We start from the raw sequence: 16172 nt of genomic DNA, 5'->3' as shown, positions 1-16172 counted from the left end.
AAGTGCCCAAAACGATGGGAACTTGCCCACCGTTTTGCCAACTTGCAGACCCCCGAGGGTGTGCAGGTTGGCAAAACGGTGGGGAAGTTCGGCCGGCGGTCGGGTCAGGCGGTGGACTTCGCCTTGCGCCGCCACTGCGTCAGGGCGCGTTCGGTGTAGCCGTTGGGTTCCGTGCGGCCCGTGAACACCAGGTCGAGCGCGGCCTGGAACGACTCACTCGTCTCCAGGTCCTTCGCCATCGGCCGGTAGCCGGGCTCCTCGGCGTTCTGGTCGTCCACCAGCGCGGCCATCCTGGCGAACGTCTCGCGGACCGTCGGCTCGTCGACGACCCCGTGGTGCAGCCAGTTGGCGATCAGCTGGCTGGAGATGCGCAGGGTGGCGCGGTCCTCCATGAGCCCGACGCCGGCGAGGTCGGGGACCGTGGAGCACCCGATGCCCAGCCCGACCCAGCGCACGACGTACCCGAGGATCGACTGCGCGTTGGTCTCCAGCTCGTGGCGCTTGTCCTCGTCGGAGAGCGTCGAGGTGAGCAGCGGGACCTTCAGCAGCTCGGCCCGGTCGGTGTCGCGCCCGACCAGCGCCCGCTGCCGCGCCTGGACGTCGGTGCGCAGGTAGTGCAGCGCGTGCAGGGTCGCGGCGGTCGGCGACGGCACCCACGCGCAGTTCGCACCGGCCTCCGGCTGAGCACCCTTCTGCTCCAGCATGTCGGCCATGGCGGCGGGCTTCGCCCACATGCCCTTGCCGATCTGCGCCTGCCCGGCGAACCCGGCGCGCAGCGCGACGTCGACGTTGCGGTCCTCGTAGCCGAGCAGCCACGGCGTCGACTTCATGTCGTCCTTGCGCACGACGGGGCCGGCGAGGAAGTCGGTGTGGATCTCGTCGCCGGTGCGGTCGAGGAACCCGGTGTTCACGAAGATCACGCGGTGCTCCGCGGCGGCGATGCACACCTCCAGGTTGAGCGAGGTGCGCTTCTCCTCGTCCATGATGCCGATCTTGAGCGTGTTCTCCTCGATGCCGAGCGCCTGCTCGACAGCGGCGAACAGCTCGACGGTCAACGCGACCTCGGCCGAGCCGTGCTGCTTCGGCTTGACGATGTAGACGCTGCCGGCCCGCGAGTTGGAGTGGCTGCCGAGCCCGCGCAGCTCGTGCAGCGCTGCGACGGCGCTGACCAGCGCGTCGAGCACACCCTCCCCGACCGGTGCGCCGTCGATGGTGACGGCGTCGGTGTCCATGTGGTGCCCGACGTTGCGCACCAGCAGCAGCGAGCGTCCCGGCAGCGTGAGCGCGGCGCCGTCGGCGCCGGTGTACTCGCGGTCGCCGTGCACCCTGCGCTCGACGGTCTCGCCGCCCTTCTGGAACGTCGCGGTGAGGGCGCCGGTCATCAGGCCGAGCCACGTGCGGTAGCCGACGACCTTGTCGGGCCCGTCGACGGTGGCGACGGAGTCCTCGAGGTCGACGATGGTCGTGACGGCCGATTCGAGCACGACATCGGCGAGCCCGGCGTGGTGCTGGCGCCCTACCCGATGGTCGGGGTCGATCGTCAGCTCGACGTGCAGGCGGTTGCGACGCAGCAGGATCGCGCCATCGGCGTGGCCGGCGAACTGCGCCGGGTCGACGAGGCCCGACTCGCCGGTGCCGGTCAGCACCACCAGCCTGCCGTTGTGCACGGTGTAGGCGGTGGCGTCGGCGTGGCTGCCCGACATAAGCGGGAACAGCTCATCGAGCAGGCGGTCGGCCTCCTCGATCACCTGCGCGCCGCGGCGCTCGTCGTACCCGGAGGCGAGCTTGTGCTCCAGCGGCAGCACGTCGGTGCCGTAGAGGGCGTCGAACAATGAGCCCCATCGCGCGTTGGCGGCGTTGAGCGCGTAGCGCGGGACGGTGGCGGGCACCACCAGCTGCGGGCCCGCGACCTCGGCGATCTCGGCGTCGACCCGGTCGACGCGCACCTGCGGCTCGGCGACCGGCTCCAGGTAGCCGATCTCGGTGAGAAAGGCTGCATAGCTCTCGGGGTCGCCGCCTCCGTGCTCGCGGTGCCACTCGTCGATCCGCGCCTGGAGCTCGTCACGACGGGCGAGCAACTCGCGGGTCCGGGCGCCGAAGCGCTCCTGCAGCGCCACCAAGGTCGACCAGAACGTCTCGGGCTCGATGTCGAGACCGGGGAGCAGCTCGTCGGCGACGAACGCCCGCAGCGTCGGCTCGATCTGCAGTTGCGGGGTCACCCGGCCACCATCCCATCTCTCCATGAAGTCGACATCTGAAGGCGGCCCGGATTCTATCATTCGGAGTGCAGCTTCCGTATTGTGGAACCCGTGATATCGCGTGCGCTGCCACCTCGACGTAGGCTTCCCCGGTGGGCCTGAGCTACGCGGTGCGGCGGGAGTTCGAGTACACGCTGTCCCCGCAGGACGTGATCAGCGACCCGGTGCGCTGCCGCGCCTACGAGTGCGACGGCCTCACCGGCTACCGGGTGATCCCCGACCTCGTGCTGCTCCCCCGCACCGCCGAGCAGGTGGCCAGCGCGGTGCGGGTCTGCGCCGAGCACGGCATCCCGTTCGTCGCCCGCGGTGCCGGCACCGGCCTCTCCGGTGGCGCGCTGCCCGTCGCCGACGGTGTGGTGATCAGCCTCGCGCGGCTCAAGCGCGTGCTGGAGGTCGACCCGGTCAACCGCAGGGCGGTCGTCGAGCCGGGCGTCACCAACCTGGAGATCACCAAGGCGGCCGCGCCGCACGGGCTCTACTACGCGCCCGACCCGTCCAGCCAGCAGGTCTGCACGATCGGCGGCAACGTCGCGGAGAACTCCGGCGGCGCGCACTGCCTGAAGTACGGGTTCACCACCAACCACGTGCTGTCGGTGGAGGTCGTGCTGGCCGACGGGTCGGTCGTCACGCTCGGTTCCGACACCGGCGAGCAGCTCGGGCCCGACCTGCGCGGCACGTTCCTCGGCTCGGAGGGCACCCTCGGGATCACCACGAAGATCACCGTGCGGCTGCTGCGGACGCCGGAGTCGGTGCGCACGCTGCTCGCCGACTTCCCCAGCATCGCGGCCGCGGGTGACGTCGTGTCCGACGTCGTCGCCGCCGGGATCGTGCCCGCCGCCGTCGAGATGATGGACACGCTCGCCATCGAGGCGGCGGAGGAAGCGGTGCACGCCGGCTACACGGTCGGGGTGCCGGCCGCGCTCGTCGTCGAGCTGGACGGGCCCACCGAGGAGTGCGACGTCCAGTTCGAGCAGGTCAAGCAGATCTGCGAGCGGCACGGCTGCACGCGCCTGCACATCGCGGGCTCGCCGGAGGAGCGCGCGGCGATCTGGCGGGGGCGCAAGGCCGCGTTCGCCGCAGTCGGGCGGATCAGCCCCGACTACTTCGTGCAGGACGGCGTGGTGCCGCGCACGCGCCTCGCCGAGGTGCTCGACCGCATCGCCGGCATGGGCGCCGACGCCGGGCTGCGTGTCGCGAACGTCTTCCACGCGGGCGACGGGAACCTGCACCCGCTGGTGCTCTACAGCGCGGCCGCCGGCGAGACGGAACGGGCCGAGAAGCTCTCCGGCGAGATCGCCGAGCTGTGCGTCGAGATGGGTGGTTCGCTCTCGGGCGAGCACGGCATCGGCACCGACAAGGCGTGCTCGATGCCGAAGATGTTCACCGAGGACGACCTCGCGGTCATGCGGCGCGTGCGCGGCGCGTTCGACCCGCGCGGGCTGTGCAACCCGGGCAAGGTGCTGCCGACACCGCGGCTGTGCGGGGAACGGCCCGGCAAGTACAAGCCGCATCCGCTGGAGGAGTCGGGAGTGATCGAGCGCCTGTGAACGCACCCACTGACCTGCGCACGCTCCGCACGGCCGTGCTCGACACGAGCGGCCGGCTCGCCGTCGCCGGCGCCGGCACCGCCGCGGGCTGGGGCGGCGCGCTCGAACCCGTCGACGCCGTGCTCGACACGACGGGCATGCGCGGCGTGATCGCGCACAACCCCGGCGACATGACGGTCTCCGTGCGTGCCGGCACGCCGTTGCGCGAGCTGGCCGCCGAGCTGGCGCCGCACGGTCAGCACGTCGCGTTCGACGCGGCGCGGGTCGCCGGAGGCGCAACGGTCGGCGGGCTGTTCGCCACCGCCGACGCCGGCCCCGCGGCCCTCGTCCACGGGTCGTTGCGCGACCTCGTGATCGGCGTGACGCTCGTGCTCGCCGACGGCACGGTCGCCAGCAGCGGCGGGCACGTGATCAAGAACGTGGCCGGGTACGACCTGGCCAAGCTCGTGCACGGCTCGTACGGCACCCTCGCCGTGATCGCCGAGGTCGTGCTGCGGCTGCACCCGGTCCCGGAGAGCACGGCCACGCTCTCCGTCGCGTGCACGCTGCCCGAGGCCGCCGAGCTTGCGGCCGTCGTGCTCGGCGGCCCGTACGAGCCCGCGGCGCTGGAGTGGGCCGAGGGCACGCTGCTGATCAAGGTGGACGGCACCGAGCGGGCGCTTCCGGCCCGCGTGGAGCGGCTGCGGGCGGCCGTCGGCGGCAGCACGGCGGAGCCGGACATCTGGGAGCGGCACGCCGCGCTCGTGCGAGGGGCTGACGGCCGCGCGTCGATCCGGGTCGGGGTACTGCCCTCGCGGCTGCCCGAGCTGCTCGGCGCGCTGCCTCGGGTCTCGACGACGACCGCCGGGCTCGGCACGGGAGTCGCCACCGTGACCGTCGAGCCCGATGCGGTCGCCGAAGCGCACCGGCTGGTCCACGAGATGGGCGGCACATCGGCGCTGCGCGCCCGGCCCGCGGGCACCGACGCGCCGGCGTGGGGACCGCCGCCGTCGGCGCTCGGCGTGCTCAGGGCGATCAAGGCAGAGCTCGACCCGAAGGGCCGGTTCGGCCCCGGACGCTTCGCACCGTGGATGTGACCGTGGATGTGATCCTGTGACGACGCCAGCAGGCTCGGCGGAGACCAACCTGCCGCAGACGGGCCCCAGCAGCTTCGACGAGCGCCGCCCACCGGAACCCGAGCTGCTGGCCGACTGCGTGCACTGCGGGTTCTGCCTGCCGACGTGCCCGACGTACCAGCTGTGGGGCGAGGAGATGGACTCCCCGCGCGGCCGGATCTACCTGATGGATCTCGCGAGCAAGGGCGAGATCGCGCTCGACGGCCCGTTCACCGAGCACATCGACGCGTGCCTCGGCTGCATGGCGTGCGTGACCGCGTGCCCGTCGGGAGTGCAGTACGACCGGCTGCTGGAATCGGTGCGGCCCCAGATCGAGCGCAACGTGCCGCGCGAGCCGGGCGACGCGCTCTTCCGCAAAGCGATCTTCGCGCTGTTCCCGTACCGGCGGCGGCTGCGGCTCGCGGCCCTGCCGGGCGCGCTCTACCAGCGGCTGCGCCGGATCCCGGCGGTCTCGCGGATGGCGTCGAAGCTGCCGGGGCGGCTCGCGGCGATGGAGTCGCTCCTGCCGCCGGTCTCGGTGCGCGACGCGTTCGCGGGGCTGCCCGTGCACACGCCCGCGGCGGGGCAGCGGCGCGGCCGGGTGGCGCTGCTCTCGGGCTGCGTGCAGGACGTGTTCTTCCACCGGGTCAACGTCGCGACCGTGCGCGTGCTCGCCGCGGAGGGCTACGACGTGCTGGTGCCGCGCGGGCAGCAGTGCTGCGGTGCGCTCGAGCTGCACGCCGGCCGCGAGGACCCCGCGCTGACCAGGGCGAAGCGCACGATCGCCGACTTCGAAGGCCTTGCGGCCGAGTACTTCGTGACGAACGTGGCCGGCTGCGGCTCGTCGATGAAGGAGTACGGCCACCTGCTGGCCGACGACCCGGCGTGGGCCGAGCGCGCCGCCGCGTTCAGCGCGAAGGTCCGGGACGTGCACGAGGTGCTGGCCGAGGGGGAACCGCGGGCGTCGCGGCACCCCGTCCGCGGGCGGGTGGCGTACCACGACGCCTGCCACCTCGGGCACGCGCAGAAGGTCCGCGCTCAGCCGCGTGCGGTGCTGCGCTCGATCCCCGGCGTCGAGCTGGTGGATCTGCCGGAGGCGGAGCTGTGCTGCGGCTCGGCCGGGATCTACAACATGATCGCGCCGGACGCCGCAGCCGAGCTGGGCGCCCGCAAGGCGGAGAACGTCCGGTCGGTGACTCCTGACGTGATAGTCACCGCGAACCCCGGCTGCCTGCTGCAGATCGGCAAGCACCTCGGCAAGGACATCCCGCTGCTGCACCCCGTGCAGCTTCTCGACGCGTCGATCCGCGGGGTCCCGATCCCCCGCACCTGAAACTTCCCCACCGTTTTGCCTACTTGCACGCCCTGGAGGCCGTGCAGGTTGGCAAAACGGTGGGGAACTTCGGCTACTCCTCGACGATCGTGCCGCCGTTGACCTCACCCTTGGCCGGCGTCGCCTTGAAGGCCGGTGGGTTGTCCTGCTGGAAGTACTGGCCGCCGATCTCCGCGCAGGACGCGTCGGGCTCGGGGAACGTGTTCGGGTTGCGCCGCAGCGCCGCGATGAACTGGTCGATGCGCTCGTCGCCGATGCTGTCGACGGCGAGCTGGTGCCCCCACGACTGCAGCGAGATCGGATGCTTCATCCCCGGGTAGGGCGACATGACCATGTACGGCTTGCCGTCGACCAGCTTCGCGAGCGCGGCCTGGTCGGCCGGCGAGACGCGGTCGGCGTCGTAGGCGATCCAGACGGCGCCGTGCTCCATGGAGTGCACGATGTTCTCGCTGCGCACCGGCTCCGGGTAGACGACACCGGTGCAGGTCGCCCACGCCTGGTCGTGCGTACCACCGATGGGCGGGGTGAAGGTGTATGCCACCCGCTGGTCGCCTCGGATGTGCTTGCCCTTCGGGTACTTCTTCACCGTCACGCCGTCGATGTTCTTCGACGGGTCGGGGTTCTTCGCCGTCGGGGTGAACGCGCTGACGTCGACGGACTGCCGGATCGTCGGCTCCGCGGCCGGGGTCAAAGCTCCGCACGCGCTCAGCAGGAGGCATCCTGCCGCGCCGAATACAGCCAGTCGATGGGTCGTTCGCACGGCACACCTCACGCCTCGGGGAGTGCACCAACGCTACGACATTCGGTGGACGGCCCCTCCGCCGGTCACGTCGACAACGACGTTATGGCTGTTGTGAGCGCTAACAAACAGCCAAAACGTCGTTGTCGACGGTCTACTCGGTCGACATGCGCGAGAGGTCGCGGGCGCGCAGCGCCAGCCACAGCTCCTGCCGGTCCTGCGCGGAGAGCATCCGGCGGCCGGTGAGCCGTTCCACCGTCTCGATCCGGTTGCGGACGGTGTGGCGGTGGACGTTCATCGCCGCGGCCGCGGCCTCCCAGTGCCCGTTGTGCTCCAGGAAGACGGTGAGTGAGCGGAGCAGCTCCTCGGCGCGGTCGGCGGCGTCGATGTGCCCGAGCACGGCGTCGGCGTAGGCGGCCAGCCGGGCGGGTTCGATCGTCGAGAGCAGCATCCTGGCGCTGGCGATCTCGCTCGCGAGCGCGTGACGTCCGCTGATCCGGCTCTCCGGCAGCGCGGAGCGCGCCTGCCGCAGCGAGACCGCGAACGCCCCGGGCCGCGCCCCGATCCCGATGCCGGCCGCGCGGTCCTTCGCGAGGGTGTCGAGCGCGGCCACCATGTCGACGTCCACGGGCGCGCCCAGCTCCACCAGCTCGCCCGTGACCTGCACCAACGCCCCCGGCAGCACGGCGGCGAGGTCGGCCGCGAGCTCCTCGGCGTCGTCCGGCGCCGCGATCACCGCCGCCCGCAGGTCGGTGTCCGGCAGCCCGACGGACGCCAGCCACCTGGCCGCGACGACGTCCTCGACGGTGGCCCGCGCCAGCCGTCCGATCACCTGCGTCCGCCCCCTGCGCTGCGCGGCGCCCAGCCCGTGCTGGCGTTCCAGCTCCAGCGAGAGCAGCGAGACCAGGTCGCCGGTGATCTGGTGCAGCGCCGACGTCCCGGGCGGCCCGTCGAGCAGCAGCCATGCGCGCAGCCTGCGGGAGCCGAGCGGGTGCACCTCCCGGCGCCGGGTCGGCGTCGTGTCGACGGCCGCGCCGTGCAAACCCTGCGCGCGGACGGTGTCGATCAGCGCCGACAGCTCGTCGATCAGGTTCGCCCGCCCCGGACCCGACTCCGCCATCGGACGGCCGAGCGCGTCGACGACCAGCCCGGCGCGGCCCGTGGCGTGCTCGTGCGCCGCGAGGATCCCACCGAGCCCGCCCGGGGCGGCCGCGGCCGCGGTGAGCGCGCGCTGGGTGCGCAGCGCCCATTCCAGCTGCTGGCGCTCCTCTTTCGCGTGGTAGGCGAAGACGGCCTTCGTGACCGCGATGAACGGGATCGGGTCGGGCACCGTCAGCAGCGGCATGCCGGCCGCCTCGGCGGCATCGACCAGCTCCTGCGGGGCCTCCTGGAACCGCAGGTCGGCGCCCAGCCCGAGGGCGAGCGCGCGCACCCCGGCGGAGTCGAGGTCGGCGATGTAGGCCGTGCAGCCCTCCCGGGTCCGCGGCAGCAGCAGCCCGATCGTCAACAGCAGCTCGCCGCCCTGCAGCCACGAACCGGGCGCGACCAGCTCCGAGACGGCCGCGGCCTCGATCGGGCGGCCCAGGTTGCGCCGTCCGGCGTGCACCTGCAGGCGCAGCGCGGGATCGGCGAGCAGCGTCGCGACGGTGAGCATCGGGACATCGTCCGACGGTTTGGACGATTCGGCGAGACCCGGGTTCACCAGTTCGACGGAATGGCACTACTGCGAGGCATCCGCGCAGCTCACCCTGGGTGCACCGCAAACGAACCCGTCGGAGGAGAGCATCGTGGCCCATCCCGAACCGATCGGACCGGTCGACGCCTCGCAGGTCCCGCGATACGCCGGGCCGGCGACGTTCGCGCGGCTGCCGCGCACCGACGAGGTAGGGCACACCGACGTGGCGGTGCTCGGGCTCCCGTTCGACAGCGGGGTCTCCTACCGCCCCGGCGCCCGCTTCGGGCCCGCGCACATCAGGTCGTCGTCGAAGCTGCTGCGGCCCTACAACCCCGCGCTCGACGTGCTGCCGTTCGCGGCGCAGCAGGTCGCCGACGCGGGCGACCTCGCGATCAACCCGTTCGACCTGGACGAGGCGATCCGCACGGTCGAGCACGCCGCCAACGACCTGCGCGAAGGCGGCACGAAGCTGCTCTCCATCGGCGGCGACCACACCGTCGCGCTGCCGCTGCTGCGCTCGGTGCACCGCGACCACGGCCCGATCGCGGTGCTGCACTTCGACGCCCACCTGGACACCTGGGACAGCTACTTCGGCGCCCCCTACACCCACGGCACGCCGTTCCGGCGCGCGAGCGAGGAGGGGCTGCTCGACAAGGAGCGCTGCATGCACATCGGCATCCGCGGCCCGCTCTACTCCGACCAGGACCTCACCGACGATGGCGTGCTCGGCTTCCAGGTGGTCCGCTCCGACGACTACCAGTTCGACGGGATCGCCGCGGTGATCGAGCGGATGCGCGCCCGGCTCGGCGACGCGCCCGTGTACGTCTCGGTCGACATCGACGTCCTCGACCCCGCGCACGCCCCCGGCACCGGCACCCCGGAGGCGGGCGGGCTCACCAGCCGCGAGCTGCTCAACACCCTGCGCGGGCTGGTCGGCGCGAACATCGTCGGCGCCGACATCGTGGAGGTGGCCCCGGCGTACGACCACGCCGAGATCACCGGCATCGCCGCGGCGCACGTGGCGTTCGAGCTGCTCTCGGTGCTGGCGTCGTGAACGCGCACCGCAACGGCGGCGCCGCGGTCGTCGAGTCGCTGGCCGCGCACGGCGTCGACACCGTCTTCGGCATCCCCGGCACCCACAACCTGGAGCTGTACCGGCACTTCCGCGGCGCCGAGATCCGCGCCGTCACCCCGCGGCACGAGCAGGGCGCCGGGTACGCGGCGGAGGCGTACGCGCGGGTCACCGGGCGGCCGGGCGTGGTCGTGACCACCAGCGGCCCCGGGATCACCAACGCGATGACGGCAGCGGCGACGGCGTACGCCGAGTCGCAGCCGATGCTGCTGCTCTCGCCGGGCATGCCGACCGGGACCGAGGGCCGCGACCTCGGGCAGCTGCACGAGGCCAAGAACACCAGCGCCGCGATGGACCAGCTGGTGCGCTGGAGCCGCCGCGTGCGCAGCGCCGACGAGGCCGCCGACGCCGTGACGGAGGCGTTCGCGTCGTTCCACGGCGCCCGGCCCCGTCCGGTGCACGTCGAGATCCCGCTCGACGTGCTGGAACAGGGCTGGACCGGGGAGGTGCGCAACGCGCCGGGGGTCGGCGCCGCCGTGCCCGACCCGGACGTCACGCGCCGGGCGGCGGCCCTGCTCGCCGCGGCGACCCGCCCGCTGATCATCGCGGGCGGCGGGGCGGTCGACGCGGGGCCCGAGGTCACCGCGCTCGCCGAGACGATCGGCGCGCCGGTCGCGACCACCGTCAACGGCAAGGGGGTCGTCGACGAGAGCCACCCGCTCGCGCTCGGCGCCGCCATCCGGCTGCGCGCGCTGCAGGCCGAGGCCGCCGCGAGCGACGTGCTGCTCGTCGTCGGCAGCGAGCTGGGCGACTCCGACCTGTGGGAAGGCCGCATCACGGCCGGCACGGTGATCCGCCTCGACATCGAGGGCGGGCAGCTGCACAAGAACTGCGCCGCCGACGTCGCGCTGCTCGCCGACGCCGCCGCCGGTCTGCGGGCCGTGCTCGCAGCGCTGCCCGGTGGCGGTAGTGGGGACGGCCGCGCACGTGCGGCCGAGCTGCGCGAGGCGTGCCTCGCGGAAGCCCGCGCCGACACCGGCGGCTACGCGGCCGTCAACGCCGCCGTCCGCGCCGCGCTGCCGGCGGACGCCGTGCTCTGCGGCGACAGCTCACAGGTCACGTACCTGGGCTCGGTGCACTTCTTCGACGTGCCTGCGCCCAGGCGGTTCTGCTACACGCCCGGCTACGCGACCCTCGGCTACGGCCTGCCCGCCGGCATCGGGGCGTCGCTGGCCCGGCCCGGCGCACCCACTGCGGTGCTGCTGGGCGACGGCGCGTTCATGTTCTCGGTCCAGGAGCTGGCGACGGCCGTCGAGCTGCGACTGCCGCTGCCGATCGTCGTGGTCGACAGCCGCGGCTACCGCGAGATCCGCGACCAGGAGGCCACCCGCGGCATCCCGCCGATCGGCGTGGACCTGCACGTCCCCGAGTTCCTCCCGCTCGCGGAGGCCTTCGGGGCGCACGGCGCACGGACGAAGGACGTCGGCGCACTTCCCGAGCTCGTCAGCGACGCGCTCGAAGCGGACCGGCCGACGGTCATCCACCTCGACTGGACGGAGTGACCCCATGAACATCGCTGTTCTGATCGTCATCCTCTACCTGGCCGCGATGATCGCGTTCGGGTTCTGGGGCAAGCGCAGAGCCGCCACCCAGTCGGACTTCCTCGTCGCGGGCCGCCGCCTCGGCCCCACCCTCTACTCGGGGACGATGGCCGCGATCGTGCTCGGCGGGGCGTCCACCATCGGCGGTGTCGGGCTGGGGTACGAGCACGGCATCTCGGGGATGTGGCTGGTCGTCGCGATCGGCACCGGCATCCTCGTGCTGAGCCTGTTCTTCGCCTCACGCATCCAGCGGCTCGGCGTCTACACGGTGAGCCAGATGCTGGAGCTGCGCTACGGCCCCGGTTCGAGCGTGCTCTCCGGCGTCGTGATGTTCGGCTACACGCTGATGCTCTCCGCGACGTCCACCATCGCCTACGCGACGATCTTCGGCGCGCTGCTGGACCTGGACAAGTGGCCGTCGATCCTGATCGGCGGCAGCGTCGTGGTGATCTACTCGACGCTCGGCGGCATGTGGTCCATCACGCTCACCGACTTCGTCCAGTTCGTGATCAAGACCATCGGGATCTTCTTCATCCTGCTGCCGGTCGTGCTCGTCGCGGCCGGCGGGTGGAGCGGGCTCGTCGAGAAGCTGCCCGTCGACGCGCTCTCGCTGACCGGGATCGGCAGCACCTCGATCATCACGTACTTCGTCGTCTACACGTTCGGCCTGCTCATCGGGCAAGACATCTGGCAGCGCGTGTTCACCGCGCGCAGCCCCGGCGTCGCTCGTTGGGCCGGGGCGGCCTCCGGCGTGTACTGCCTGGCGTACGGCGTGGCCGGGGCACTGATCGGGATGGCCGCGAGGGTCATCCTGCCCAACCTCGAAGTGCCCGACGACGCGTTCGCCGCCGTCGTCGAGGCGACCATGCCGAGCGTGCTCGCCGGGCTCGTGCTCGCCGCTGCGCTCGCGGCCGTGATGTCGACGTCCAGCGGCGCGCTGATCGCGACGGCGACGGTGTTCGGGCAGGACATCCTGTCGCGGCTGCGCGGTGCTCGGGGCACCACCGACGAGGGCTCGGAGCACGACCACGTACGCAACAACCGGGTGCTGGTGGTCGTCTTCGGCATCCTGATGATCGTCATCGCGGGGGCGTTGCAGGACGTCGTCGCGGCGCTGACCGTCGCCTACGACATCCTCGTGGGCGGGCTGCTCGTGCCGATCCTCGGCGGGCTGCTCTGGCGGCGCGGAACCAGCGTCGGCGCCGTCGTCGCGATGGCCGTCGGCACCGTCGCCACGCTGACCACGATGGCGATCGTCGGCGATATCTTCGCCAACGAGCCGATCTACTACGGGCTCGGGTGCGGGCTCGTCGCGTACGTCGTCGCCAGCCTGCTGACGGCCCCGACGCCGCCCGAGGTGCTGGCGGAGTGGGACCGCCGCTCGTCGGACACGAAGACGCCGGCCGCCACCTGACGTCCCGCCCGAACTTCCCCATCGTTTTGGGTGGATGCGCGCCGATTTGGCGCGCAAGTGCCCAAAACGGTGGGGAAATTCGGGCACTGTCTCCCCACCACAAACCTCAGCTTCCGCGTGTTCTGGACGATCCGGACGAGTCGACTGGGCCGAACGGGCGCCTCCTGATGCCGAACAGTTAGCCATCGCACAGACTGCGTGATCATGTGGCCCCCGACAGCGCCGTCAGAAGCCGTGCTCGCCGCCTACCAGCAGGATCCGCATGCCGTCGGCGGCTCGTTGGGCCTCTCGGCCCTGCTCTCCGTGCTGCCGCTGGCCGTCGTGCTTGTGCTGCTGGGCGTCCTGCGGGTGCGGGCACAGTGGGCGGCGCTCGCCGGGCTCGCAGCCGCGCTGCTCGTCGCGGTGCTCGGGTTCGGGATGCCGTTCGGCATGTCGCTCTCGGCGGCCGCGCACGGCGCGCTGTTCGGGCTGTTCCCGATCCTGTGGATCGTCGTGAACGCGTTGTGGGTGTTCAACATGACGGTCGCGACCGGGCACTTCGACGTCCTGCGCCGCAGCTTCGGCGCGCTGTCGATCGACCAGCGCACCCAGGCGATCCTCGTCGCCTTCTGCTTCGGCGGGTTGCTGGAGGCGCTGGCCGGGTTCGGCGCTCCCGTGGCGATCAGCTCGGTGATGCTGGTCGCGCTCGGGTTCAAGCCGCTCAAGGCGGCCGTGATCGCGCTGGTGGCCAACACCGCGCCGGTCGCGTTCGGCGCGATGGGCGTCCCGGTGATCACCCTGGCCAAGGTGACCGGTCTCCCGCTCGACCAGGTCGCCTCGGTCGTCGGCCGGCAGACCCCGCTGCTCGCGCTGTTCGTGCCGCTGCTGCTCGTGTTCCTCGTCGACGGGCGCCGCGGGGTGCGGGAGGCGTGGCTGCCTGCGGTGGTGTGCGGGGTCGTGTTCGCCATCGGGCAGTTCGTGACGTCGAACTTCTTCTCCGTCGAGCTGACCGACATCGTCGCGTCGCTGCTCGGCGCCGTCGCCGTGGTGCTGCTCGCGCGGGCCCAGCCGGGCGCGACGTGGGCGGCGCGGCAGCCCGCCATCGCGGCGGGCGGCGGGCCGGGCACGGCCACGAGCCCCGACTCCCCCGCCGACGTCCGCAAGGCCTACGCCCCTTACGTGATCATCGTCGCGGTGTTCGCGCTCGCGCAGGTGCCGGGCATCAAGCCGGCGCTGGACTCCGTCAAGATCGCGTTCCGGTGGCCCGGGCTCGACGTGCTGACCCAGAAGGGCGAGCCGCACAGCACCACGGCGTTCTCGCTGACCGCGCTCTCGACGGCCGGCACGTTGATGCTGGTCGCCGGCGTGATCGTGGCCGTCGTCCTCGGCGTCGGGGCCGGCCGGACGGCCGCGACGTGGGCCCGCACCGTCGTCGAGCTGCGCTGGGCGATCCTGACGGTGGCCGCGGTGCTCGCGCTCGCCTACGTCATGAACGCCTCGGCGCAGACCACCGCCATCGGCCTGCTGGTCGCGGGCGCCGGCGGCGCGCTGGCGTTCCTCTCGCCGGTGCTCGGCTGGTTCGCCGTCGCCGTCACCGGCTCGGACACCTCGGCCAACGCGCTGTTCGGCTCGCTGCAGGTCACCGCCGCGCAGGGCGCCGGGCTGCCGCCGGAGCTGCTGGCCGGCGCGAACTCGTCGGGCGGCGTGCTCGGCAAGATGCTCAGCCCGCAGAACCTCACGATCGCGGCCGCCGCCGTCAAGCTCGACGGGCAGGAGGGTGTGCTGCTGCGCACGGTGGGGAAGTCGTGGCGGAGCGGTCAGCGTTGACTGTGCCGCGCCCGCCCGTGAGGATCGGCCCATGACCGTGCTGCCATCGCGGCTCGACACGTCGTCCGCCGAGTTCGCCGCCGACCGCGACGCGATGCTCGCGCTGCTCGAACCGATCGCCCGGCTCGCGCAGCAGGTGCACGCGGCGGGTGGCGAGAAGTCGGTCGCGCGCCACCGCGGGCGGGGCAAGCTGCTCGCCCGCGAGCGCGTCGACCTGCTCCTCGACGAGGACGCGCCGTTCCTCGAGCTCTCGGCGTTCGCCGGGGCGCACGATCCGGAGAACGAGCAGCCGGGCGCGCGGGTGATCACCGGGATCGGTCCGGTCAGCGGCGTCGAGTGCCTGATCATCGCGAACCAGTCGACGGTGAAGGGCGGCACGCTCTCCCCGGCGGGCGTGACGAAGCAGCTGCGCGCGCTCGACATCGCCGAGCGCAATCGGCTGCCGGTGATCAGCCTTGTCGAGTCGGGTGGGGCCGACCTGCCCAGGCAGGCCGACATCTTCGTCCGCGGCGGCGAGACGTTCCGCATGCTCACGCGGCTGTCCGCGCAGGGCATCCCGACTGTCGCGCTCGTGTTCGGCAGCTCGACGGCGGGCGGCGCGTACGTCCCCGGGATGTGCGAGTACACGGTGCTGGTCAAGCAGGCCGCATCGGTCTACCTCGGCGGGCCGCCGCTGGTGAAGATGGCGATCAACGAGGACGCCGACGACGAGACGCTCGGCGGCGCCGAGATGCACGCCCGCGTCTCGGGGCTCGCCGACCACCTCGCCGAGGACGAGCGCGATGCCATCCGCATCGGCCGGCAGATCGTCGCCGACCTCGGCTGGCGCAAGGCGGGCCCGGGGCCGTCGCTGCCGCCCGACCCGCCCGTCCATCCCCCCGAGCGCCTGCTGGGCTGCGCTGCGGCCGACCCGAAGCGCGCCGTCGAGGTGCGCGAGATCCTCGCCCACGTGCTCGACGGCTCCCGCTTCGACGAGTTCAAGCCGCTCTACGGCACCACGCTGGTGTGCGGGTGGGGTTCGGTCGGCGGCTACCCGGTCGGGGTGCTCGCCAACAACGGCATCCTGTTCTCGCCGGAGTCGAACAAGGGCGCGCACTTCATCCAGCTCGCCAACGCGCGCAACGTTCCGCTGCTGTTCCTGCAGAACATCACCGGGTTCATGGTCGGCACCGCCGCCGAGCAGGGCGGGATCATCAAGGACGGCGCCAAGCTGATCAATGCGGTGTCGAACTCCGCCGTCCCGCACCTGACGCTGATGGTCGGCGCATCCTACGGCGCCGGCAACTACGGCATGTCCGGACGGGCGTACGACCCGCGGTTCGTCTTCACCTGGCCCAACCACCGCATCGCCGTGATGGGCGGTCCGCAGCTCGCCGGGGTGATGTCGATCGTCCAGCGCGGCGCCGCGGCACGCGCCGGCCGCCCCTACGACGACGAGACGGACGCGCAGGTCAGAGCCATGACCGAGGCGATGATCGAGGCCCAGTCCGGCGCCGTCTACGCCACCGGACGAGGCTGGGACGACGGCGTGATCGACCCACGGCACACCCGCAGCGTCCTCACGCTCGCCCTCTCCGCCGTGCACTCCGCGCCGGTCGAGGGCACCACTCACTACGCCCCGTTCCGGATGTGA

Annotated in this window: 11 protein-coding genes; 8 read left to right on the top strand and 3 right to left on the bottom strand. The window is 72.4% G+C overall.

What is annotated here, in order from left to right; translation table 11 throughout:
* Positions 1-104: 104 nt before the first annotated feature.
* Positions 105-2219, bottom strand: a complete 2115-nt coding sequence (locus LL648_RS10860) for a malate synthase G (protein WP_232662366.1) — start codon at positions 2217-2219, stop codon at positions 105-107.
* Positions 2220-2350: 131 nt separating this feature from the next.
* On the opposite strand from LL648_RS10860, the gene LL648_RS10855 reads away from it, so the two are divergent.
* Genes LL648_RS10855 through LL648_RS10845 form a run of 3 tightly spaced genes read left to right on the top strand, consistent with a single transcriptional unit; the run spans position 2351 to position 6232 of the window.
* Positions 2351-3805, top strand: a complete 1455-nt coding sequence (locus LL648_RS10855) for an FAD-linked oxidase C-terminal domain-containing protein (RefSeq protein WP_374112021.1) — start codon at positions 2351-2353, stop codon at positions 3803-3805.
* Positions 3802-4881, top strand: a complete 1080-nt coding sequence (locus tag LL648_RS10850; RefSeq protein WP_232662365.1) for an FAD-binding oxidoreductase — start codon at positions 3802-3804, stop codon at positions 4879-4881. Before LL648_RS10855 ends, LL648_RS10850 begins: the two co-directional genes overlap by 4 nt.
* A gap of 16 nt (positions 4882-4897) precedes the next feature.
* Complete coding sequence (locus LL648_RS10845; RefSeq protein WP_232662364.1) at positions 4898-6232, top strand: (Fe-S)-binding protein; 1335 nt, start codon at positions 4898-4900, stop codon at positions 6230-6232.
* A 73-nt stretch (positions 6233-6305) separates the two neighbouring features.
* Here the strand turns inward: LL648_RS10845 and LL648_RS10840 are convergent, their stop codons facing one another.
* Both LL648_RS10840 and LL648_RS10835 read right to left on the bottom strand, forming a co-directional pair.
* Positions 6306-6923 (bottom strand): DUF3105 domain-containing protein, encoded by a 618-nt coding sequence (locus LL648_RS10840; RefSeq protein ID WP_232662363.1) that lies wholly within the window; start codon positions 6921-6923, stop codon positions 6306-6308.
* 202 nt (positions 6924-7125) lie between these two features.
* Positions 7126-8625, bottom strand: coding sequence for a PucR family transcriptional regulator (locus tag LL648_RS10835; RefSeq protein ID WP_232662362.1), 1500 nt, complete (start codon positions 8623-8625; stop codon positions 7126-7128).
* A 133-nt stretch (positions 8626-8758) separates the two neighbouring features.
* Between LL648_RS10835 and speB the strand changes: the two genes are divergently transcribed.
* The 5 genes from speB to LL648_RS10810 all read left to right on the top strand — a co-directional run bounded on the left by speB (position 8759) and on the right by LL648_RS10810 (position 16172).
* Positions 8759-9700: an agmatinase gene (gene speB / locus LL648_RS10830; RefSeq protein ID WP_308190292.1), complete on the top strand. Its 942-nt coding sequence runs from the start codon at positions 8759-8761 to the stop codon at positions 9698-9700.
* The gene (locus tag LL648_RS10825; protein WP_232662361.1) at positions 9697-11280 is read left to right on the top strand and encodes a thiamine pyrophosphate-binding protein; all 1584 of its coding nucleotides are present in this window, start codon (positions 9697-9699) and stop codon (positions 11278-11280) included. The genes speB and LL648_RS10825 overlap by 4 nt, the downstream gene beginning before the upstream one ends.
* Positions 11281-11284: 4 nt before the next feature.
* Positions 11285-12733, top strand: a complete 1449-nt coding sequence (locus tag LL648_RS10820) for a sodium:solute symporter (protein ID WP_232662360.1) — start codon at positions 11285-11287, stop codon at positions 12731-12733.
* 204 nt (positions 12734-12937) lie between these two features.
* A complete protein-coding gene (locus LL648_RS10815) occupies positions 12938-14539 on the top strand; it encodes an L-lactate permease (protein ID WP_232662359.1) in 1602 nt (533 codons plus the stop codon).
* A 31-nt stretch (positions 14540-14570) separates the two neighbouring features.
* Entirely contained in the window at positions 14571-16172 is a 1602-nt protein-coding gene (locus LL648_RS10810) for an acyl-CoA carboxylase subunit beta (protein ID WP_232662358.1), read from the top strand.

This window comes from Pseudonocardia sp. TRM90224 (assembly GCF_021245725.1).
GTDB lineage: Bacteria > Actinomycetota > Actinomycetes > Mycobacteriales > Pseudonocardiaceae > Pseudonocardia.
Note: the sequence above shows the minus strand (reverse complement) of the source record. Positions and strands in the feature narration are given on the sequence as shown.

Bases quoted from the DNA above. Each gene is read 5' to 3' on its own strand.
- LL648_RS10815 (WP_232662359.1), top strand. From the start codon at position 12,938: ATGTGGCCCCCGACAGCGCCGTCAGAAGCCGTGCTCGCCGCCTACCAG.
- LL648_RS10810 (WP_232662358.1), top strand. From the start codon at position 14,571: ATGACCGTGCTGCCATCGCGGCTCGACACGTCGTCCGCCGAGTTCGCC.
- LL648_RS10820 (WP_232662360.1), top strand. From the start codon at position 11,285: ATGAACATCGCTGTTCTGATCGTCATCCTCTACCTGGCCGCGATGATC.
- LL648_RS10835 (WP_232662362.1), bottom strand. From the start codon at position 8,625: ATGCTCACCGTCGCGACGCTGCTCGCCGATCCCGCGCTGCGCCTGCAG.